This is a genomic window from Solimonas sp. K1W22B-7 (genome assembly GCF_003428335.1).
GTDB lineage: Bacteria > Pseudomonadota > Gammaproteobacteria > Nevskiales > Nevskiaceae > Solimonas_A.
On record NZ_CP031704.1, the window covers coordinates 1,772,125 to 1,791,192 of the forward strand.

General features: G+C 68.9%; 20 protein-coding genes. 8 read left to right on the forward strand and 12 right to left on the reverse strand.

The annotated features are described in order from the left end of the window. Window positions 1-20: 20 nt before the first annotated feature. Complete coding sequence (locus D0B54_RS08185) at window positions 21-749, forward strand: murein L,D-transpeptidase catalytic domain family protein (RefSeq protein ID WP_117290852.1); 729 nt, start codon at window positions 21-23, stop codon at window positions 747-749. On the opposite strand, the gene D0B54_RS08190 is transcribed toward D0B54_RS08185, so the two are convergent. The 5 genes from D0B54_RS08190 to D0B54_RS08210 form a co-directional block, all read right to left on the reverse strand. Continuing rightward, window positions 746-1,081 (reverse strand): cupin domain-containing protein, encoded by a 336-nt coding sequence (locus tag D0B54_RS08190; protein WP_117295116.1) that lies wholly within the window; start codon window positions 1,079-1,081, stop codon window positions 746-748. The genes D0B54_RS08185 and D0B54_RS08190 overlap by 4 nt on opposite strands. A gap of 38 nt (window positions 1,082-1,119) precedes the next feature. Next, window positions 1,120-1,308: a hypothetical protein gene (locus tag D0B54_RS08195; RefSeq protein ID WP_117290853.1), complete on the reverse strand. Its 189-nt coding sequence runs from the start codon at window positions 1,306-1,308 to the stop codon at window positions 1,120-1,122. Next, window positions 1,305-1,721 carry a hypothetical protein gene (locus D0B54_RS08200; RefSeq protein ID WP_117290854.1) on the reverse strand — a complete coding sequence of 139 codons (417 nt, stop codon included), beginning with the start codon at window positions 1,719-1,721 and terminating at the stop codon, window positions 1,305-1,307. Before D0B54_RS08200 ends, D0B54_RS08195 begins: the two co-directional genes overlap by 4 nt. A gap of 150 nt (window positions 1,722-1,871) precedes the next feature. Continuing rightward, window positions 1,872-2,174: a glycine zipper domain-containing protein gene (locus D0B54_RS24230; RefSeq protein ID WP_162932081.1), complete on the reverse strand. Its 303-nt coding sequence runs from the start codon at window positions 2,172-2,174 to the stop codon at window positions 1,872-1,874. Between the two features lie 76 nt (window positions 2,175-2,250). Then, window positions 2,251-3,486: an aminotransferase class V-fold PLP-dependent enzyme gene (locus tag D0B54_RS08210; RefSeq protein ID WP_117290855.1), complete on the reverse strand. Its 1,236-nt coding sequence runs from the start codon at window positions 3,484-3,486 to the stop codon at window positions 2,251-2,253. Between the two features lie 66 nt (window positions 3,487-3,552). On the opposite strand from D0B54_RS08210, the gene D0B54_RS08215 reads away from it, so the two are divergent. Next, window positions 3,553-6,033 (forward strand): Calx-beta domain-containing protein, encoded by a 2,481-nt coding sequence (locus D0B54_RS08215; protein ID WP_117290856.1) that lies wholly within the window; start codon window positions 3,553-3,555, stop codon window positions 6,031-6,033. Window positions 6,034-6,057: 24 nt separating this feature from the next. Here the strand turns inward: D0B54_RS08215 and D0B54_RS25300 are convergent, their stop codons facing one another. Beyond that, entirely contained in the window at window positions 6,058-6,372 is a 315-nt protein-coding gene (locus D0B54_RS25300; protein WP_162932298.1) for a hypothetical protein, read from the reverse strand. Window positions 6,373-6,602: 230 nt separating this feature from the next. On the opposite strand from D0B54_RS25300, the gene D0B54_RS08225 reads away from it, so the two are divergent. Continuing rightward, window positions 6,603-7,760 carry a WG repeat-containing protein gene (locus D0B54_RS08225; RefSeq protein WP_117290857.1) on the forward strand — a complete coding sequence of 386 codons (1,158 nt, stop codon included), beginning with the start codon at window positions 6,603-6,605 and terminating at the stop codon, window positions 7,758-7,760. A gap of 81 nt (window positions 7,761-7,841) precedes the next feature. Here the strand turns inward: D0B54_RS08225 and D0B54_RS08230 are convergent, their stop codons facing one another. Then, window positions 7,842-8,723: an Fpg/Nei family DNA glycosylase gene (locus D0B54_RS08230; protein ID WP_117290858.1), complete on the reverse strand. Its 882-nt coding sequence runs from the start codon at window positions 8,721-8,723 to the stop codon at window positions 7,842-7,844. A 196-nt stretch (window positions 8,724-8,919) separates the two neighbouring features. On the opposite strand from D0B54_RS08230, the gene D0B54_RS08235 reads away from it, so the two are divergent. After that, entirely contained in the window at window positions 8,920-9,615 is a 696-nt protein-coding gene (locus tag D0B54_RS08235) for a lysophospholipid acyltransferase family protein (RefSeq protein ID WP_162932299.1), read from the forward strand. On the opposite strand, the gene D0B54_RS08240 is transcribed toward D0B54_RS08235, so the two are convergent. Both D0B54_RS08240 and D0B54_RS08245 read right to left on the reverse strand, forming a co-directional pair. Beyond that, a complete protein-coding gene (locus D0B54_RS08240) occupies window positions 9,587-10,417 on the reverse strand; it encodes an SDR family oxidoreductase (protein WP_117290860.1) in 831 nt (276 codons plus the stop codon). The two genes, D0B54_RS08235 and D0B54_RS08240, sit on opposite strands and share 29 nt — an antisense overlap. Then, window positions 10,414-11,340, reverse strand: a complete 927-nt coding sequence (locus D0B54_RS08245; protein WP_117290861.1) for an MBL fold metallo-hydrolase — start codon at window positions 11,338-11,340, stop codon at window positions 10,414-10,416. The genes D0B54_RS08240 and D0B54_RS08245 overlap by 4 nt, the downstream gene beginning before the upstream one ends. A 215-nt stretch (window positions 11,341-11,555) precedes the next feature. Between D0B54_RS08245 and D0B54_RS08250 the strand changes: the two genes are divergently transcribed. The 4 genes from D0B54_RS08250 (at window position 11,556) to D0B54_RS24235 (ending at window position 15,539) form a co-directional block, all read left to right on the forward strand. Beyond that, window positions 11,556-12,599 (forward strand): Rieske 2Fe-2S domain-containing protein, encoded by a 1,044-nt coding sequence (locus tag D0B54_RS08250; RefSeq protein ID WP_117290862.1) that lies wholly within the window; start codon window positions 11,556-11,558, stop codon window positions 12,597-12,599. 185 nt (window positions 12,600-12,784) lie between these two features. Beyond that, entirely contained in the window at window positions 12,785-13,495 is a 711-nt protein-coding gene (locus tag D0B54_RS08255) for a DUF4331 family protein (protein WP_117290863.1), read from the forward strand. 5 nt (window positions 13,496-13,500) lie between these two features. Further along, window positions 13,501-14,229 (forward strand): hypothetical protein, encoded by a 729-nt coding sequence (locus tag D0B54_RS08260; RefSeq protein WP_117290864.1) that lies wholly within the window; start codon window positions 13,501-13,503, stop codon window positions 14,227-14,229. Beyond that, on the forward strand, window positions 14,229-15,539 hold the full coding sequence (locus D0B54_RS24235; protein ID WP_162932300.1) for a tetratricopeptide repeat protein: 1,311 nt from the start codon (window positions 14,229-14,231) through the stop codon (window positions 15,537-15,539). The genes D0B54_RS08260 and D0B54_RS24235 overlap by 1 nt, the downstream gene beginning before the upstream one ends. 14 nt (window positions 15,540-15,553) lie before the next feature. Here D0B54_RS24235 and D0B54_RS08270 read toward each other — a convergent pair whose 3' ends face one another. From D0B54_RS08270 to D0B54_RS08280, 3 genes are all read right to left on the reverse strand, one after another. Continuing rightward, window positions 15,554-17,035 carry a hypothetical protein gene (locus tag D0B54_RS08270; protein WP_117290865.1) on the reverse strand — a complete coding sequence of 494 codons (1,482 nt, stop codon included), beginning with the start codon at window positions 17,033-17,035 and terminating at the stop codon, window positions 15,554-15,556. 218 nt (window positions 17,036-17,253) lie between these two features. Beyond that, window positions 17,254-18,063, reverse strand: a complete 810-nt coding sequence (locus D0B54_RS08275; protein WP_117290866.1) for a metallophosphoesterase family protein — start codon at window positions 18,061-18,063, stop codon at window positions 17,254-17,256. Beyond that, complete coding sequence (locus D0B54_RS08280) at window positions 18,060-19,001, reverse strand: diacylglycerol/lipid kinase family protein (protein WP_117290867.1); 942 nt, start codon at window positions 18,999-19,001, stop codon at window positions 18,060-18,062. Before D0B54_RS08280 ends, D0B54_RS08275 begins: the two co-directional genes overlap by 4 nt. Window positions 19,002-19,068 lie beyond the last annotated feature (67 nt).

The following is a 19,068-nucleotide window of genomic DNA, read 5'->3' on the forward strand; positions in this document are numbered from 1 at the left end:
GTCCCCGCTACCATGCCGCCATGCTGAATTCTTTTGTCAGGCGGTGTCTCGCCGCCGCCTTCCTGCTTGCGGTGGCCGTTGGCGCCTCGGCGGCTCCGCCGGCCGAGGCCCTGCGCCGCGCTGCGCCGGAGGTCAATCCCAAGGCCCTGAAGGCGGCGCTGTCGGCCCTGGCCTGCGCCGAGTCGGCCGGCATGGCGCCGGCGCGTCACCTGGCCCTGATCGACTACTCCCTGCCCTCGACCCGGCGGCGGCTCTGGGTGTTCGACCTGGAGAAGCGCAAGCTGCTGTTCCGGGAGCTGGTGGCCCATGGCCGCAACTCCGGCGACAACCTCGCCAACCGCTTCTCCAACGACCAGGACAGCCTGACCTCCAGCCTCGGGCCGTTCCGTACGCTGGAAGCCTATGACGGGCGCAACGGCTACTCGCTGCGCATGGCCGGGCTGGAGCCCGGCGTCAACGACCGCGCCTACGAGCGTGCCCTGGTGATCCATGGTGCGCAGTACGTCAACGCCAGGCTGGCGGGCAAGCAGGGGCGCCTGGGGCGCAGCTGGGGTTGCCCGGCGGTGCGTCCCGCCGTGGCGCAGAAGCTGATCGACGCGCTCAAGGACGGCCAGTTCGTCTTTGCCTGGTACCCCGATCCGGCCTGGGCCGGCGCGCAGGGCTACGCGCAATGCCCGCTGACCTCGGGCGAGCCGCCGGCCGAACCGGCCGCGTCACTGGCCGTGAACGAACCCCCGTTGGCTCCTTAGAGCGCCACCTCGTCGACATCCTCATAGGCGCTCCACTCGAAGCGCGGCGTGCACAACGCCAGGAACACCAGATCGGCGCTCCCGGTGTTGGTGATGCGCTGGCGGCTCAGTGGCGGAATCAGCAGGACGTCGCCGGGCCGCATCTCCTGCGGTGGCCGCTCATCGACCTCGGCGCGGCCGCGACCCTCCAGGATCACATAGCGCTCGGCGATGCCGTGCAGGCGGTGCCAGCGCGTGGTCACCCCCGGCGCGACCCGGGCGCGGGCAATGGAAAGGCCGGGATCCTCCGCCGAGTTCGACAGCTCGGCGATCGCGCAGCGTTCCGCGGTCATTGCTTCCGGCGCGCGGCTGCCGTCGATTCGCGCCGCCTTCACTCGCGGTGCTCTCCGGGCGACTTCTTGCGCCGCGTGGCCCACATGTCGTCGATCAGGTTCGGGTAGGGCCGGCCAGCACGCTCCGCGCGTTCCATGGCGGCGGCCTTCTGCTCCGGCGTCAGCGGCTTGGGCTTCGCATCGCCCGGGTTGTTGCGCTGCCAGGGAGGCAGCTTGTCCATTCTCATGCTTTGGCTCCGGTACTGCGGTAAGCGGCGCGCAGCTGGCCCACGGTGCCCGCGCCTTCGGTGAATACGAACAGCCACAATACCGGAGGTCCGCCCATGACCACGATCACCCAGACCAGCACCAGGGCGACGTAGAGGCGGGCCCAGCCATCGATCACCGCCAGCAGGCCCACCGGGTGCAGCAGGCGCGCGATCACCCAGACGCTCACCAGCGAGCCGGTCAGGCAGACGAACAGCAGGTGGATCGGCTCGAAGGCCGGCGCCACCGGGTCGCCGCCGAGCAGGCCGTTGAGCCAGTAGATCGAGGCGATGAACTTCGGCGCCAGCGGCGGCAGCGCCAGCATCCAGGTCACGGCGGAATCCAGCCAGGCCCAGAAGCGCACGGTACCGGGCGGGATATGGTCGTAGCGCATGCGGGCTCCGGGAAGTGGATGCCGGAGCCTAACCCGGCAGCGTGGAGGACAAAAGCGTTGCGCCGGCGCAGCGGTGCCGCATCCTTTACGCCGGCACAACAAGAAAGGCGCCGGAAACCGGCGCCTTCGGGACCTCGGGATGCATCCCGATCAGTCGCGATGCTTCTTGTGCTTGCGCTTGCCGTGGCCACGATGCTTGTCGTGGTGATGGTGATCGTCGTGCTCGTGGACGATGACGGTCTTGCCGGGCTCCGGCTTGGAGCCGATCGCCGCACCGGCTGCGCCACCGATGGCGCCGCCGATGATCGCGCCGTTGCGCCCGCCGACGCTGTCACCTACCGCCGCGCCCGCGCCGCCGCCGATGGCGCCGCCGATGATTGCCCCGGTATCGGCCGCGAAACCTGCCGACGACACCATGAACAGACCCACGAAAACTGCTGCTGCCTTGTGCATGAGAATCTCCTCCCTGGAGATTGCTGGAAAATACGGGCGGAACTTAACACGGCCCTGCCCGAACGGCGGCTGAACGTCAGCCCGCCGCCAGCGCCTGTTCCAGGCCGGAGAGCAGGCGGTCGATCTCCGCGGCGCTGTTGTAATGCACGAAGGACAGGCGCAGGACGCCCTGGGCCGGGTCCACCCCCATCGCTTCCAGCAGGCGCAGCGCGTAGAAGTGTCCGGCCGCCGTCATCAGGCCTTCCCTGGCCAGGCGCGGTACCAGCGCCGCGGGTGTCTGGCGCAGCGGTAGCACGGCGACGGTCGCTGCGCGCCGGGCCGGATCGCGCGGGCCAAGAACGCGCAGTCCCGGAATCTGCTCGAGGCCGTCGAGCAGGCGCGCCAGCAGCGGCTGCTCGGCGTCGTGCAGCAGCTCACGCACGCGCTGTGGCCGGCCGGCGGTCGCCGCACCGGGATGGTGATGCGCGTCCAGGGCGTCGAAGTATTCGGCGATACCGCGTGATGCCGCGATCTGCGCATGGTCCGGGCCGGCCGGCGTCAGCCGTTTGCGCGGCAACACGGCATTGAAGTAGTGCCCCTGGTTGGCGAGCCGATCGAGCAGCGGGCGGCGCAGGGCCATCAGGCCCTGGTGCGGGCCGAAGGTCTTGTACAGCGAGAACAGGTAGATGTCCGCGCCCAGCGCGCGCAGGTCGGGCAGGCCATGCGGTGCGTAGGAGACCCCGTCGACCACGGTGAGTGCGCCGGCGCTGCGTGCCTGCGCGGTGATCCGGGCCACCGGGTTCAGCTGCGCGACGATGTTGGAGCAATGCGGGAATACCACCAGACGCGTGCGTTCGCACAGCAGCGCGTCCAGTGCCGCCGGATCCAGCGCGCCGGTGTCCGCCTCGACGCGCCACTCGCGCACCACGATCCCGTCCTGGGCGAGGCGGCGCCAGGCGCCGGTATTGGCTTCGTGGTCCTGGTTGGTGACGACGATCTCGTCGCCCGCGCGCAGCAGCCCGCGGAAGGCCTGCGCCAGCACGTAGGTGTTCTGCGAGGTGGAGGGGCCGAAGTGCAACTCGTCGGCGTCGACGCCGAGGTACTCCGCCAGCCGGACATGCGCGCGCTCCATCCAGTCGCCGGCCTCGCCGGACGCGGCGTAGGAGTAGCCGGGCTGGACCTTCAGGCGCCGGTAGTACTCCTGCAGCAGGTCGATGACCTGGCTGCAGGCGTAGGAGCCGCCGGCATTCTCGAAGAACGCCTGTCCCTGCAGCGAGGGCTCGGCGAAGGCGGGAAACTGGCGGCGGACGAAAGAGAGATCGAGGGCGGTCATGGGGCAGGCGCGGTGGACTGTGGCCATGGTAATGTGAAGGTGCATTCACACGAATCCCTTGATCGAATGAAACGAGTCTTGATGCTGCTGGGCTTGCTTTTGGGTGCCTGCGGCGGTGGTGGTGGGGGCGGCGAAGAGGCTCCGGTTCTGCATGCAGGGCAGTTCAGCTTTGGTGCTGCGAGCTACAGCGCCGCGGAGAACGCTGGCAGCGTGGTCGTCAGCGTGCAGCGCCTCGGCGGCAGCGATGGTGCGGTCAGCGTGGCCTACGCCAGCGGCGGAGGCAGTGCTGCCGCGCCCGGCGATCACGCCGCGGTGCAGGGGCGGCTGGAGTGGCCTGCGGGAGATGCCGCGCCGCGCAGCATCACGGTGCCGATCGTCAACGATGCCCTGCGCGAAGGCGACGAGACCGTCCTGCTGTCGCTGTCCGCGCCGGTCGGCGGCGCGGCGCTCGCCAGTCCCTCGCAGGCGACGCTGACGATTCGCGACGACGACCCGGCGGTGCCGGGGCAGTTGCAGTTCGAAGCCGCGTCCTACTCGGTGGTCGAGGACCAGGGTACGGTGCAGATCCGGGTGCAGCGCACGGGTGGCAGTGATGGCGCCGTCGGCGTTTCCTACGCGGTTGTGGACGGCAATGCCGCTGCGGGGACGGACTACATCGCCAGCAGCGGCACGCTGGCCTGGGGCGATCGCGAGGAGGGGAGCAATGTCGTCCTGATACAGCTTGTCGACAACGACCGGCTCGATGGCAGCCGCACCCTGGTCCTGGAACTGTCCGCGCCCACCGGCGGGGCAAGCCTCGGCACGAGGCGGCGGGTGACGCTGACGATCCAGGACAACGAGAAGCCGCAGCCGGGCCGGCTGCAGTTCGGGGCTGTCGCCTACCAGGTGGCGGAGAACGCGGGCACGGCGCTGGTGACCGTGACGCGCAGCGGCGGCAGCAATGGTGCTGTTGGACTGTCCTATGCCACCGCCGACGACACCGCGCGGACCGGGACCGAATACACCGCGGTGAGCGGCAAGCTGTCCTGGGCGGATGGCGACGTCGGTACGAAGACCTTCGCCGTGCCGATCCTGGACGACGCCGTGCGCGACCGGAACAAGAAGCTGGGCCTGCGCCTGTCCGCAGCCACCGGCGGAGCGGTCCTGGGTACGGCGTCGGTGTCGCTGACGATCCTGGACAACGAGCCGGCGCAGACGGGCACGCTGCAGTTTGGCGCGGCCGCCCAGGACGCCGACGAAACCGCCGGCAGCGTCACGATCGCGGTGACCCGCACCGGGGGCATCGACGGCGCGGTGTCGGTCCGCTATGCCGCGGCGGGGGGCACGGCGGTGGCGGGCTCGGACTACGCCGCGTTCGGCGGCACGCTGTCCTGGGCCGATGGCGACGGGGCCGTCAAGACCTTTGCCGTGCGGCCGCTCAACGACTCTGCCCAGGAGGACAGCGAAACCCTGGTCCTGCGGCTGTCCGATCCCCTGGGCGCGACGCTGGGGTCCCTCGTCACCAGCACGCTCACGCTGCGCGATGACGACAAGCCCTTGCCGCTGGAACTGGTCGAGGCCTTTCCGGCACTGAGCTTCGATGACCCCGTGTTCCTTCTGGCGGAGCGTGGCGACGACAGCCGCCTGTACCTGGTCGAGCAGGCCGGGCGCATCCGGGTTTTCGCCAACGACGATGCCGTGACGGCTGCGGCCACGTTCGTCGACATTTCCCTGGATGTGGATTCGGGGGGCGAGAGCGGCCTGCTGGGCATGGCCTTCGATCCCGGCTTCGCCAGCAACGGCTATGTCTACCTGCACTACGTTTCCCGCAGCCGCGGCCAGGTGGTGTCCCGCTTCCACGCGCTTTCGCGCGACAGCCTCGATGTTTCTTCCGAGCAGGTGCTGCTGGAACTGGGGCGTAGCGGGGCGCACAACGGCGGCTGGATCGGTTTCGGTCCCGACGGCCATCTCTATGTCACCGTGGGGGACCATCTGCAGCCGGGCAACGGGCAGCGGCTGGACGTGCTGCAGGGCAAGGTGCTGCGCATCACCACCAGCGGCTCGGCTCCCGCCGACAACCCCTTTGTCGGCACCGCAGGCGCGCGACCGGAAATCTGGGCCTATGGGTTCCGCAATCCCTGGCGCGCCAGCTTCGACCGTGCGAACGGACAGCTATGGCTCGGCGACGTCGGCGAAAACACGCGCGAGGAGATCGACCGGGTGGAGCGCGGCGGCAACTTCGGCTGGAGCAGCTGTGAAGGTACGCTCTGCGGAACGGCACCGTCCGGCCATCGTCCGCCAGCACTGGAGTACGGGCATGGCGGTGGCGGCGCCAGCGTCAACGGCGGCTACGTCTACCGCAGCGCGGCGATCGCGGAGGCCGTTGGGCTGTACTTCTTTGCGGACTTCATCACCGGCCAGGTGTGGTACGCGCGGTCCGTGTCCGGCAGGCTCGTCATGACGCAGTTCGCCACCCTGGATTACCCGAGTTCCATGGGCGAGGACGCCGCGGGTGAGCTGTATGTCGTCAGCTACAATGGCAAGCTGTATCGCCTGGCGCGACGCTAGCGGCGTCACGCCAGGCGGCCGTAGCTACTTGAAAAAATACTCGTCGCGCGACAGCTTGCCGTCCTTGTTGGCATCGCGGGTCGGCAGGCGCTTGGCCAGCTGCGAGTTCGGATCGAGCTCGGAGGTGTCGAGGAAACCATCGCCGTTCTTGTCCGGCGAGGCGGCTTCGGCCGAGCCGGTGATCTTGACGTCCTTGCCGTAGTCGGGCGTGCCGACGACGTTGCTGCCGGGGGCCATCAGGTCGAGGCCGGGCAGGGGACGGTCCGCCAGGGCGGCGGAAGAAGCCGTCAGGGCGGCGGCAACGAACAGGGCTTTGCAGCGGGTCTTGCAGCGAAACATTCTGATTCTCCAAGCGGAAGGAAGAGGCACAGCAATGCCCGACGTCCTGGGTGGGACGCCGTTGTCCGCGGGGGTCAGGCTGGTGACGGAGCTGCGGCCACGCCCTTGGGGCCGATCCGTCACCCATAGCCTAGCGGGAGCGGCGCACGCCGACAACGGCTGCGGGCAGGGTTCTCAGCGCATATGCTTGGGTCCACCGGCGCATACAGACGCCACGAGGGGATTGGGGAATGCCGAAGTTGCTGCCGGCCCTGCTGCTTTGCGTCCTGCTGCCGGCCTGGGCGGCCGGGGAGCCGGCGCGCTTCTCGATCCGCCAGGGCGACCGCTACGGTGCGATCGACGCCAGCGGCAAGGTCGTGATCGAGCCGCAGTACGACGCCGAGCTGCGCTTTTCCGATGGCCTGGCGGTTGCCGCGCTGGGAAGCAAGGTGGGCGTGATCGATGTCGACGGCAAGGTCGTCATCTCGCCGCAGTCGAAAGTCGGCCTCGGCAGCGGCGAGTTCGCGCAGGAGGTCAGCGTGGCCTCGCTGATCGCGGGGCCGTTTTCCGAGGGGCTGGCGCTGTTCCGCATGGGCCGCAAGCTGGGCTACCTCAACCGCAGCGGCGCGGCCGTGATCGCGGCGCAGTACGACCAGGCCGAGGGCTTCAGCGAGGGCATGGCCCTGGTCAGCGTCGGCGGGCGCTGGGGCAGCATCGACACGGCCGGCAAATGGCTGATCGAGGCACAGTTCGACAAGCCTTACCGCTTCCAGGAGGGGCTGGCAGTGGTGCTGGTCTCCGGCAAGGGCTACGGCTATATCGACCGCAAGGGGAAGTTCGCGATCCCGGCGCAGTTCAACTACGCCTACAACTTTTCCGACGGCCGCGCCCGCGTGCAGCTGAAGGACGGCTATGGCTATATCGACCGCCAGGGCAAGACCGTGCTCGAACCGACGCCGGAGTACCGCGCCGGCGCCGACTTCCGCGAGGGGCGCACACCGGTGCGCGTGGAGGGCAAGGGCTGGGGTTACGTCGATGCCCAGGGAGGCTTTGCCGTGGCACCGCAGTTCTTCAGCGCCAGGGAATACAGCGAAGGGCGCGCCGCGGTGGCGGTGGGCGATTTCCGCAATCACCAGTGGGGCTACATTGACGTCAACGGCAAGCCGTCCGGTGCGGCGCGCTTCCAGCAGGCCGAGTCCTTTTCCGAGGGCCGCGCCGCGGTGCTGGTGCCGCGCGCCGGCTACGGCTACGTCGATGCTGCCGGCGAGCTGGTGATCGGCCCGCTGGAGGGGGTGTCCCAGGTCGAGCCCTTTAGTGCCGGGCTGGCGCGGGTCTGGTTCAACCCGTCGGCCGGGCGCTGGGGCTACATCGACCGCGGCGGCAAGCTGGTGTGGAAGGCGGAGCCTTAGAGCCTCATCCCTTCCCTGGTCGCTGCGACGGAGGCCGCCTGAGTGCGCCGGGCCAGGTCCTGATCCAGGGGCCTTGCCGCCTCACAGTTCGTCGAGCGTCTTCGGCCAGCTGTCGTGCAGCAGCCGCGACAGCGCCCGGTCGGCCAGCAGGCGCCCGCCGGTCTGGCAGCGTGCGCAGTAGTTGGCCTCGTTGCTGGCGTAGACGATGCGCTGCACCGGAGCCCCGCAGACCGGGCAGGGCAGCCTGTAGCGGCCGTGCACCGCCATGTCGGGGCGGAAGGCGGTGACCTTGTCGGGCCAGTTTTCGCCGGCCTCGCGGCGCAGGCGTTCGGTCCATTCCCGCAATACCGCCCGCGTCGCGTCGTACAGGCGCCGGGCCTCGTCTTGCGGCAGGGCCTGCGTCTGCCGGAACGGCGACAACTGCGCGCGGTGCAGGATTTCGTCGGAGTAGGCGTTGCCGATGCCGGCGAAGATGCGCGGGTCGGTCAGGGCCCGCTTGAGCGTGTGGTTCTCGCGGACCAGAGCGGCATGGAAGGCGTCGTAGCCGGCGTCCAGCACCTCCAGCCCGCCGCGGTCGAACGGCGCCAGTTCCGCGTCACTGCCGACCAGGTGCAGCGCCGCGCGCCGCTTCTTGCCGTGCTCGATCAGCAGCAGGCTGCCCTGCCCGAAGTCGAAAGCGGCAAGCCCGCCGGCTTTCGGCAGGGCTGCGCCGGCCTTGGCCCAGCGCAGGCGGCCCAGCACCATCAGGTGGATCACCGCATGCAGGCCGCCCTCGAAGGACAGGACCAGGCGTTTGCCGATGCGGCGGGTGCCGGTCAGGCGCCGGCCGGCGAAGGCCTCGCACGGCGGCGCCACCGTGCGCAGCACGAAGGGATTGCCGATGCGCAGCTGCCGGAGCACGCCGCCGCCCGCTCTGGCGTCGATGCGCTCCAGGTAGACCGTCAGGTCTGGCAATTCGGGCATGAGGGGGATGATAGGACGCCGAAAGGGTCATTTCACCGGACTTTGACTGTACAGTTGTCCAGAAAAGGATAAGCTGCCTTACCTGACTGCCGTCCCCGGCAGTTTTCGTACTCCCCGGGCAGACCGCAGCCTGGGGCATTCAGCCTGCCGCGGATTCCCCTCCATGGGGTCATTTCCCGACGGTCGGCATTTCCCAATGATCAAGTTCCTGGTGTTGCGTCTGGTCTATGGACTGGTGCGCCTGTTGGCCTCTACCTATCGTTTCCGGCTGGTGGGTGCCGCGCCGGACCGGGGCCCGCTGGGGCGCGACGGCTACGTGCTGGCGATCTGGCACCAGAACCTGTTCGCCGGCATCCTCGCCCAGACCGGACATCGCCATACGGTGATCGTCTCGCGCTCGCGCGACGGCGATCCGGTCAGCTATCTCTGCGGCAGGCTCGGGCACCACGTGGTGCGCGGTAGCTCGAAGAAGCGTGGTGTCGACAAGGGCGGCAAGGAAGCCAAGGACGAGATGATCGAGGCGCTGCGCAGCGGCTTGCCCGGGGCGGTCACCGTCGACGGCCCCAACGGGCCGGCGCACGAGGTCAAGCCGGGCATCGTCGAGATGGCGCGGCTGGCCGGGATTCCGGTGATACCGTACCTGGCATTTCCGCAGCGCTACTGGAGCTTCCGCAGCTGGGATTCCTTCCGCCTGCCCAAGCCGTTCTCTCGTATCGACGTCTGCTACGGTGCGCCGCAACAGGTCCCGGCCGACACTCCCTTCGAGCAGTTTGGGCAGCACCAGCAGGCGATTGCCGATGCGCTGCAGGTGCTGGAAGCGGAGCGGGTGGCGAACGCCGCCGCCACCGCTGGCGTACGTCGCTTCAGCTGGCTTTCATCGCCCTCTCGCTGAGCTGCCAGAGCTTGGCGGCCAGTTCCGGATCGCGGCTGGCGGCGCTGCCGCGACGGCGCTGGCGGCTGACGTAGTACTTGCCGGTGACGCCCTTGAACTTCTCGTCGGTGGCCATCCAGACCGCGGTATCGGCGCCTTGCTTGGGTGTCAGCATGAAGGCCGTTGCCAGACGACGCAGTGCTGCCGGAACCTGGCGGTAGATGTCGGTCGCCACGGCGCCGGGATGGAAGGCATTGACCGTGACGCGGGTGTCTTTCAGCCGCCGCGCCAGTTCGCGCGTGAACAGCAGGTTGGCGAGCTTGGCCTGGCCGTAGGCCTGCAGGCCGCTGAAATGCTTTTTCGGGTTGGTGAAGCTGCGGGCGTCGATGCGCCCGAGCTTGTGCATCACCGAACTGGTCACGACGATGCGTCCCTGCGGTGCCGCCACCACTGCGTCCAGCAGGCGCTGCACCAGTCGGAAGTGGCCGAAATGCATGACGCCGATCATGGCCTCGTAGCCGCTGGGCAGGGTGTGCAGCTTCAGCGTGTAGAGCCCGGCGTTGAGGATCAATACGTCGATCACCGGGACGCGCTTGAGCAGGTACTCGGTGAAGCGGTCGATATGGCCGAAGTCGGCCAGGTCGAGTTTCACGGCGGCGATCTGGGCGTCGGGATGCGCTGCCTTGATGCTTGCGACGGCGGCGGCGGATTTGGCTTCGTCGCGGGCGGCGATGATCACGCGGTCGCCACGCGCGGCCAGCGCCAGCGCCATTTCGAAACCGATGCCGCTGTTGCCGCCGGTGATGAGTACGGTCTTGCTCATGGACTTCCTGTCTGTATGAATCCTGCCTTCAAAAATCCGGCGGCTGTCAGTTCGGCGATCGCTTCGCCGTCGTGCCCCGGTACCTGCTTCAGGCCGGGTGCCTCCCCGGCCAGGCGATGCAGCGTCTTGAGCTGTCCGAATACCGCATGGCGATCTTCGCCGATCAGCCATTCGGTGACGAAGCGGGGGCGCTCGCGCTGCGCGGCAATGTTACGGCGTTTCCAGGAGACGTCGCCAAGGAAAAGCAGCTCCCGGCCGTCGGCCTGGCGCACGTACACCATCTGGCTGCCCGGGGTATGTCCGGCCGCGGCCACGGCGACCACACCCGGTGCGACCGCTGCCATGCGCTCGTAGCGCAGCGGCTGGTAACCGGCGAAGGTGGCCGTGGGGACGGTCGCAGGCTTCATGTATTGCTGATGCTCGAGCTGGACCTGGGTCAGCCTCAGCGCCGGCAGCAGGGCCGCCAGTCGCGGGTGCTGCAGCACGCCGCCGCTGTGGTCGCTGTGCTCGTGCGTGATCAGGATGAAGGAAGCGCGCTCCAGGGCGGCCTCGACGCGGTGCTGGGCCGCCTCGTCGAAGTACGGGATCATGAAATCCGGCTTGGCCAGGTCGCGGGTCATGGCCGCGTCGATCATCGCGGTGTGGTCCGGGTAGACCAGCTGGTAGGCGTAGACCGGCATCTCCTGCTTCGCCCAGGCATCGCCGGCGACGATCATGGCGCCGGGAAAGGCGAAGGCCGTGACCTTCTCGTAACGGATTTCGCCCGGCTTGTCGCCGGGCAGGCTGTCGGCCAGGCGCCGCATTTCAGCCAGGTCCAGGGCGAAATCGGCGTCGGCCGGCATGCGGCTGTCGGCGGCATACCACCAGTACAGCGCGCCCAGGGCGGCGGTCAGGCCCAGGGTCCAGGCGGCAAGCTTGCGCATCGGGCGGTTCCGGTGAAAGGGGAGGGCAGTGTAGCGGGGTGTTCCGGGGTGCAAATGCATGCCCTAAAACGTGTCGGAGCGCAAGATGCATTCTAAGAAGGCCCCGAGCGGGTTTTCGTAGCATTCTCAGACTCACCCCACGTTCCAGTTTTCCTTTCGTGGCACAGGGAATTCATCAGGTGCGCCCCGGCGCGTAAGAGTTGCAGGAGATAACCGTGAGCAAACCCATCAACCTCAAGATTCTGCTGGAATCCAAGAATCTGGAACGCGCCCCGTTCCCGATTCCGAGCGGCTGGTTCCATGTCGATTTTTCCGAAAACCTCAAGCCCGGCGAGCTGCGCAACATCGACCTGCTCGGCCAGGAGTGGGTGCTGTTCCGCACCGAAGGCGGCAAGGCCGGCGTCAGCGACCCGTACTGCCCCCACCTGGGCGCCCACCTGGGCCATGGCGGCAAGGTCTGCGGCGAGCATCTGCGCTGCCCGTTCCACCACTGGGAATATGACACCGAGGGCTGGTGCAAGACCGTGCCCTATGGCAAGCGCAAGCCGCCCATCACCAATCTGCAGCCGATCCTGCGCACCCTGCCGGTGGTGGAGAAGTACGGCATGATCTGGGCCTGGTACCACCCGGCCTGCGAGGCGCCGAGCTGGGACCTGCCGTACATCCCCGAGATGGAGGACGCCAGCGGCTTCACCGGTTCGCGCCGCGGCTCCTGGACCGCCAACACCTGCGTGCAGGAGATCGCCGAGAACGGCGTCGACACCGCGCACCTGAAGTTCCTGCACGGTGCCGCGGGCATCCCGCCGGTCGAGGCCACCTACGACGGCCCGGTGATGACGCTGAACATCGGCCAGGGCTATATCGTCGGCAAGTCCTATGGCCCGGGCCTGAACGTGCTGCGCTTCACGCAGGAAGGCGTGACCGCGACGATGATGTCGTACACGGTGCCGGTCACCAAGGACAAGACGCAGATGAACATGTCCTTCCGCCACGTCGATTACGCCGAGGGCACGAAGGAACTGCACGTCTCCCGGAAGATCATCGATCACATGATCGGTGCGGCCGAGGGCGAGGAGAGCGCCGGTTTCGAGAGCGTCGACTTCATCGTGTGGAACAACAAGAAGTATCGTCCGAACCCGCTGCTCTGCGACGGCGACGGTCCGGTCATCCAGTTCCGCCACTGGTTCAAGCAGTTCTACCCCGAGGCGCCGACCTTCTCCGCCAACACGGCGAACCCGGCCCCGGCCGAAGCCGCCTAGGCAGTCGCTGGTCGTGTCAAAAAAACGCCCCCTTGAGGGGCGTTTTTTTTGTGGTGCAGCCGGCTTGCAGGCGCGCCATTCGTGGCGCTGTAGTCAATCGATGCCTGCGGTGGCAAATCGGCTCCGAAGCGCCTAGAGTGCTCTGGCTCTACCTTGGGTCCACCGGTACAACGGGAGGAACGTCGATGAAGCACCGTCACTTTCTGTGCGCGGGGCTCGCCGCCCTGGTTCTCGGCTTGGCAGGCACGCCGTCGTGGGCCGCCGACCATGCCGAATCCCCCGGGCCGACCGGCGATCCGGCCGCCGACATCGCCGATGTCTACCTGTTCCGCGCCCCGGACCGGCCCAACCGCCTGGTCGCGGCGATGAGCTTCGGCAACCGGCCGCTGCCGCTGACCCGCATCGATTTCGGATTCTTCTGCGATCCGCGGGTGCTCTACACCTTCAACTTCGACAACGACGGCGGCGACGTCAACCCCGTGCGGTCGGTCCGTGCGCGGCTGGGCCGCAGTGCGCGCGGCAACTGCGGCCTGCAGCTGGAAGCTGTGCCGGGGGCGACGGCGACATTCTCGGGGCCGGCGGAGACGGTGTTCACCAGCCCCGGCGGCTTGCGTGCGTTTGCCGGCCTTAGGGACGACCCGTTCTTCTTCGACTTCCCCGGATTCGTCGCCACCCTGGGCACCTTCGGCGCCAGCGACGTGTCGAGCGGAACCCTGGAGTTTGCGACCGTGAAGGCCGTGCCGGCCTTCTCCAAGGGGCGCGACGGCTTCAAAGGCCGCAACGCCAGCATCATCGTCTTTGAAATGGACCTGGATGCCATTGCCCCCGTGCCACCGGGCGGCGGCCCACGCCCCACGGTCAGGTTCTGGGGCACCACCTCTCGCCTCGTGGAGTGAGTCCCATGAACCCGAAATCAATCCTTGCGGCGGCGCTGATGGTCGCGATCGCGGGTCTGAGCGCTTGCGATGACGACGACGATGTCGGTTCGGCAGACGGCGACATCGACACCGGTCCCTTTGCGTTCCAGACGGCGGCACCGGGCCAGTACTTCCGCGTGGACCGGATGGGGGAGCCGGCCACCGCGACGGTGCTGATTTCTTCGGCGACACCGGCGCCGACCGCGCCCGGCAATCCCGCCAATCCCAACGGCACCCTGCGCGACGCCTTCAACCGTGCCGATCCGGCGGGCGACGCCGCGGACTTCGGTGCCGGCTTCGTCGCGCGGCTCAAGCTGATCAGTTTCGAACTGGGACCCAACCTGCGCAGCTTCGGCCTGACCACCTGTTCGGTTCAGGGTGCCACGCCGGATGCCACCAACATCGATGTCTGCCTGGCCCAGGCCGCCGGGGTGGTGCTGCCGGACGTGATCTCGCTGAATCCCAACAACGCCCTGCCGGACAGCTGGCCGAACGGCCGCTACTTCGACGATCCGGTGGTCGATCGCCTGGTCGCCGCCGCGTTGCTCAACATCAGCGTGCCGGTGCCGCCGGCGACGGCGCCGCCGCACACCATCAACACACTGGCCGGCCTGCCGCTCAATCCGGCGGCGCTGGTCACGGCCGACGGCAGCGTGCTGCCGGCGCCGGCCCGGGTCACCACATTCCCCTTCCTGCGGGCGAAAAACCTCTGATGCCCCTGAGTCCTGCGGGCAAGCCCGGCCTCGCGCCGGGCTTTGTCTTGGCCGCGGCATCGCTGCTCTGCGCCTGCACGCCTGCGCCACCGACATCGGCTACCACCGCCGCCGCCCCGCAGGCGGCCTCCGGACCCCTGCGCTATGCGGAACTGCTGCAGTCCTACGACGAGGCCCTGGCCGCGGAAGGGCCGCCGAAGGCGCCAGCGAGCGCGGACGAGCGGGTACGCCTGCTGCTGGAGCGCGCGCGGCTCAGCGGTGACTACGCCGACTACGCCCGCGCTGGCGCCGTCATCGAGCAGGCGGACGCCAAGGCGACCATCCGCTGTCTGCCGCTCGCGCGCTGGCACTACACACTGCATCGGCTCGCCGCCGCCGGCCGGGTGCTGGAGGGCTGTGCCGCTGCCGTCGACGCCGACGAACTGGCCGGCCTGAGGGCCGACATCGCTTTCTACAGCGGGCGCTACCGCGAGGCCGAAGCGACCTACCGCGAGCAGCTCAATCGCCTGGACCAGCCGCAGGGCTATATCCGCATGGCCCTGCTGCGCGCGCGCAGCGGTGCGCCGGCCGAGGCAATGGCCCTGTTCGAGGCGGCCGAGCAGCGCTACCACGGCGACTCGGCGGTGATGCGTGCCTGGCTCAAGCTGCAGCGTGGCCTGGTGGCACTGGACCAGGGTCGCTACGAGCAGGCACGTGCCCTTTACCTGGCGGCGGCGGAGGCATTGCCGGGCTGGTGGCTGGTCGACGAGCACCTGGCTGAAGTGCAGGCGCTGATGGGCGAGACCGAAGCGGCGCGTGGCGCCTACGAGAACATCGTGCGCCGCACCGGCGCGCCCGAGTTCATGGATGCGCTGGCGGCGCTGGAAGCACATTCCGGCCACGGCGACCGTGCCGCGAAACTGCTGGCGCAGGCGCGCACGCTGTATGAGCAGCGGCTGGCGGCGTTTCCCGAGGCTTCCGCCGGCCACGCCCTGGATCACTACCTGAACAGTCCCGGCGAGGCCGCTGTGGCCCTGCGGCTGGCGCAGGCGAATGACCACAACCGCCCCTATGGCGAAGCCGGTATCGCCCTGGCAGAAGCCTTGATGCTCAACGGCAAGGCCACCGAAGCCGTGCGGCGCCTGCAGGCGGAAGCCGCCGCTGGCTGGGATACGCCGGAGCTGCATTGGGTGCTGGCCCAGGCGCTGGCCCAGGCCGGGCAGGCGCAGCAGGCAACGGCGGAGCGGGCGCGGGCGCTTGCGGGAAATCCGCGGGCGTCGTCGATGTATGGCGCGGCGCCACTGCAGCTGTCGGCCAGGTCCGGCCCCTGAACGCTGCGGGGCTGTCAGGGTTCCTTCGACAGTTTCAGCAACAGGTTGGCGGGTCCCGCCGGCGGCAGGCTCGGGTCGGCGTAGACGCGGGCGACGACATAAAGACGGTCGCCGTCGCTGTCGTGGAATACGAACCCGCCGATGTCCCCGGCGCGCAGCGCATAGCTGCCCGCCGGAGCCAGCGTGCCGCGGTCATAGAGGTTGATGCGGCTGCTGCACTCGGCCAGCGGCGCGCGATAGCAGCCCTCGAAGCGGGTCTCGACCAGTGCGATCTCGCCAGCTGCCGTCGAATCGCTGAGTGACTGGATGCCGCCCGTAGGACCGAACAAGGCGATGCGGCCCATGTAGCTCAGGTCATTGACGCGGTAGTCGGAGGCGCGGAAGACATTGCCGCAGGCGCTGTAGATGCGGTTGCCGCCGGCCGACAGCCAGAGATTGCCGCAGCCGGGGTGTGCGCCGTCGTCAGCGGACTCGTACAGCTTGCGGGCGCCGTTGTCGGTGAGTTCGTACTTCAGGATGTCGCCGGGCGCGGCCAGCGGCGGCATGGCGTAGATCGCGTTGCCGGCAGGGTGCAGCACGCCCTGCATGTCGTTCGGCACGCCGCCCTCGCTGAAGTGCGGAACGGCAGTGTCGAGATTGATCGAGGTGATGAAGCCGCCGAAGGCGAAGGGTGCCGGCAGCAGGTGGACGATGCGATTCGCCCCCAGCATCAGGTCCGAGGCCAGCACCGACAGCGGCTGCATCCTGGCCGCAGCCAGGTCCCCCGACGCCGTCAGTTCGGCGTAGGCCAGGGAGGAGCCGTCCAGCAGGATCGCGGCGGTGCGGCCATCGGGGCTCAGCGACAGCGCGGTCGGTGGTCCGGACAGGGCCAGCATGCGCTCGGTGTCGCTGGCGGTGTCGTAGACGTACAAGGCGTTGGCGGGCTGGGTGGATACCATCACCACTGCTTCCAGCGACTTGCTGTAGGCGGCGTCGACGACGTTGTGATCTGCCATCGGCAGCTGTGTCACCGCCGCGCTGCCGCCGTCGGCAGGGGCGGCCGTATCGGCGATGTCGGCCTCCGGCGGCGGCGCGGCGGCGCCGGTGACGGTGTAGCTCACCTCGATCTGCCGCGGGCTGCCGACGGTCTGTTCGCTGCAAGCTGCGTCGTAGCAGATCTTCAGGGTGAGGCGATCGGCGTACGTGCCGGGCCCGAGCAGATCGGGATCCTGGAAGAAAATCGAAACCCTGCCGGAGGTCTCCGAGGTGAACACCACCTGGACGCGCGCGATACCGGCCGTCGTGTATTCCACGAAGGGGGAGATCGTGCGCCCCGGGCGATGATCGACGCTGACGTCGAGCCTGGATCGGGGTGCGATGCCGGTGGTCTTTGCGGTGGCCACGACATTGTCGGGCGAGACCCGGACCTGCGTGCCTTCACTGCCGCCACTTCCGCCGCCGCAGGCAGCGAGCAGCAGCGACAACAGCAGCGGATACTTTCTCAGGCACGCTTTCATGATCGGCCGCTCTCCCGCGGTTTTCGTCGATGGGCGCCAACGATATCGGGACGAGCGCGGGAACGGTACCTGAACGGACTGTCAGGTCTGGCGCGTCCTGGCGGGCTGCCGTGCCAGCACGTCGCCGAAGTAGTGCGGCTGCAGCACGATGCGGCTGTGGCCGATGAGCAGGGAGAACATCGCCAGGGGATGCGTGGCGATGAAGGCCGCAGGATCGCTCAGGCGCCGCGATCCAGTTCCAGTTCGCTGCTCCGGGCCAGCTCGAACCGCCGGTTGTGCGGGCGATAGTCCCAGCGTTCGACCGTGCAGCGTCCGCCCGCGGCGTCGTGGCGCAGCAGGTTCACCGAGTTGTCCACCTCGGAGCGGGTACGGTGCGACACCGCCGTGCCGGCCTGCACACCCCAGGCGCGGCGTGTGAGATCCGGATAGCGGTCGGCCAGCAGACCCACGGAGGGGAAATGGATGTGGCCGCCCAGCACCAGGTCGGCACCGGCCTCGACCCAGGCACGCGCCGCGGCCGCTGCGCCACGCAGCATGTTGTGCTCGTCACGGGGACGCACGACGTGTACCGGCTGGTGCGTGACGACGATGCGCAGCTGCCGTGGTGCGGCCGCGCGCAGGCGCTGTGCCACGCGCTGCACCTGCGCCGCCGAGACCTCGCCGTCCTTGTGGCGCCGCGGGCGGGTGGTGTTGACGCCCAGCACCAGCACTTCCGGCAGGTCCAGCACCGGCTCAAGATCAGGGCCGAAGGCCCTGTGCCAGGCGGCATAGGGACGCAGCCAGCGCGCCAGTGGCCGCAGCAGCGGAATGTCATGGTTGCCCGGCACCGCCAGCATCGCCGGGATCTGCAGCGCGTCGATGTAGCTGCGTGCGGCGCGGAACTGCCCGGCGCTGGCACGCTGGGTGACGTCGCCGGAGACGATCAGGACCTGCGGCTGCTGCTGTGCCACCAGCTCGCGCAGCGCGGCGGTCACCGGCGCACGCTCGGTGCCGAAGTGAGGGTCGGAAAGCTGCAGCAGCAGGGTCATGCCGGCTCCAGGCGGTCCGCCTCGCCCGGGGCCATCAGCAGCAGCGGCTGCGGCGCGACGCGGAACTGCAACGGGGTATTCATGTGAAACACTTCGCCGTCGGTGGCGACCTTGATGCGGCGCGGACGCCTGGTGCGCACGGTCAGGCTGCGCAGGCTGAAGCTGGTCACGGTGTCGGCGTCGCCCAGGCGCCCCAGTGCGCCGCGCAGCAGCAGGCCCAGCATGCGCAGGCTGCCGATCGGGCGCAGCATGATCGCCACCAGCCGCCCGGCCGACAGGGCTGGCGCCTCGGCGATGCCGATCTGCTCCATTTGCAGGCGGTTGTTGCCGACGAACAGGGTGGGCGTGCGCAGGCACAGCTCCTCGCCGTCCTGCTCGATGCACAGGTCCAGTTGGCGCGCCTCGCGCAGCAGCGTCACCAGCCCGGCCAGCATCGCGACGAGACGGCTGCGGCCGAGCTGTTGCTTGTAGAGTTCGCGGTCCTCCAGCAGCTTGGGATACAGGCCGAGGCTGGCGTTGACCAGGAACAGGCGGTCGTTGACCAGCCCGGCCTGGACCGGGCGCAGCGTCGCACCCAGCAGGGCGTGCACGGCCTCGGCGGTATCCTGCGAGATGCCGTGGGCGCGGCCGAAGTAGTTGAAGGTGCCCTGCGGCAGCACCGCGAAGGGCAGGCCGGCCGCGATGGTGGCCTGGGCCACGGCGTTGATGGTGCCGTCGCCCCCGGCGGCCACCACGACGCCCTGCTGTTCGCGGGCCAGGGCGACCGCCTGCTGCGCGGCGGCGAGGATGCCGCCGCCGTTGGCGGGCAGGAAGCGGTGCTTGCGGCCGGCTTCGTCGAGCAGTGCGGCGATCTGCGCCTGGGTCTGCGCGGCGTCCTGGCTGCCGGAGCCGGCATTGAGGACGATGAACAGCGGACCGTCGCTGCGGGGCAGGGTCATGCGGGGGCCTTGCGGTGGACGATGTCGCTCAGACTGCCACAACCGCGGCGGGTTCAAGGCCCCGCGC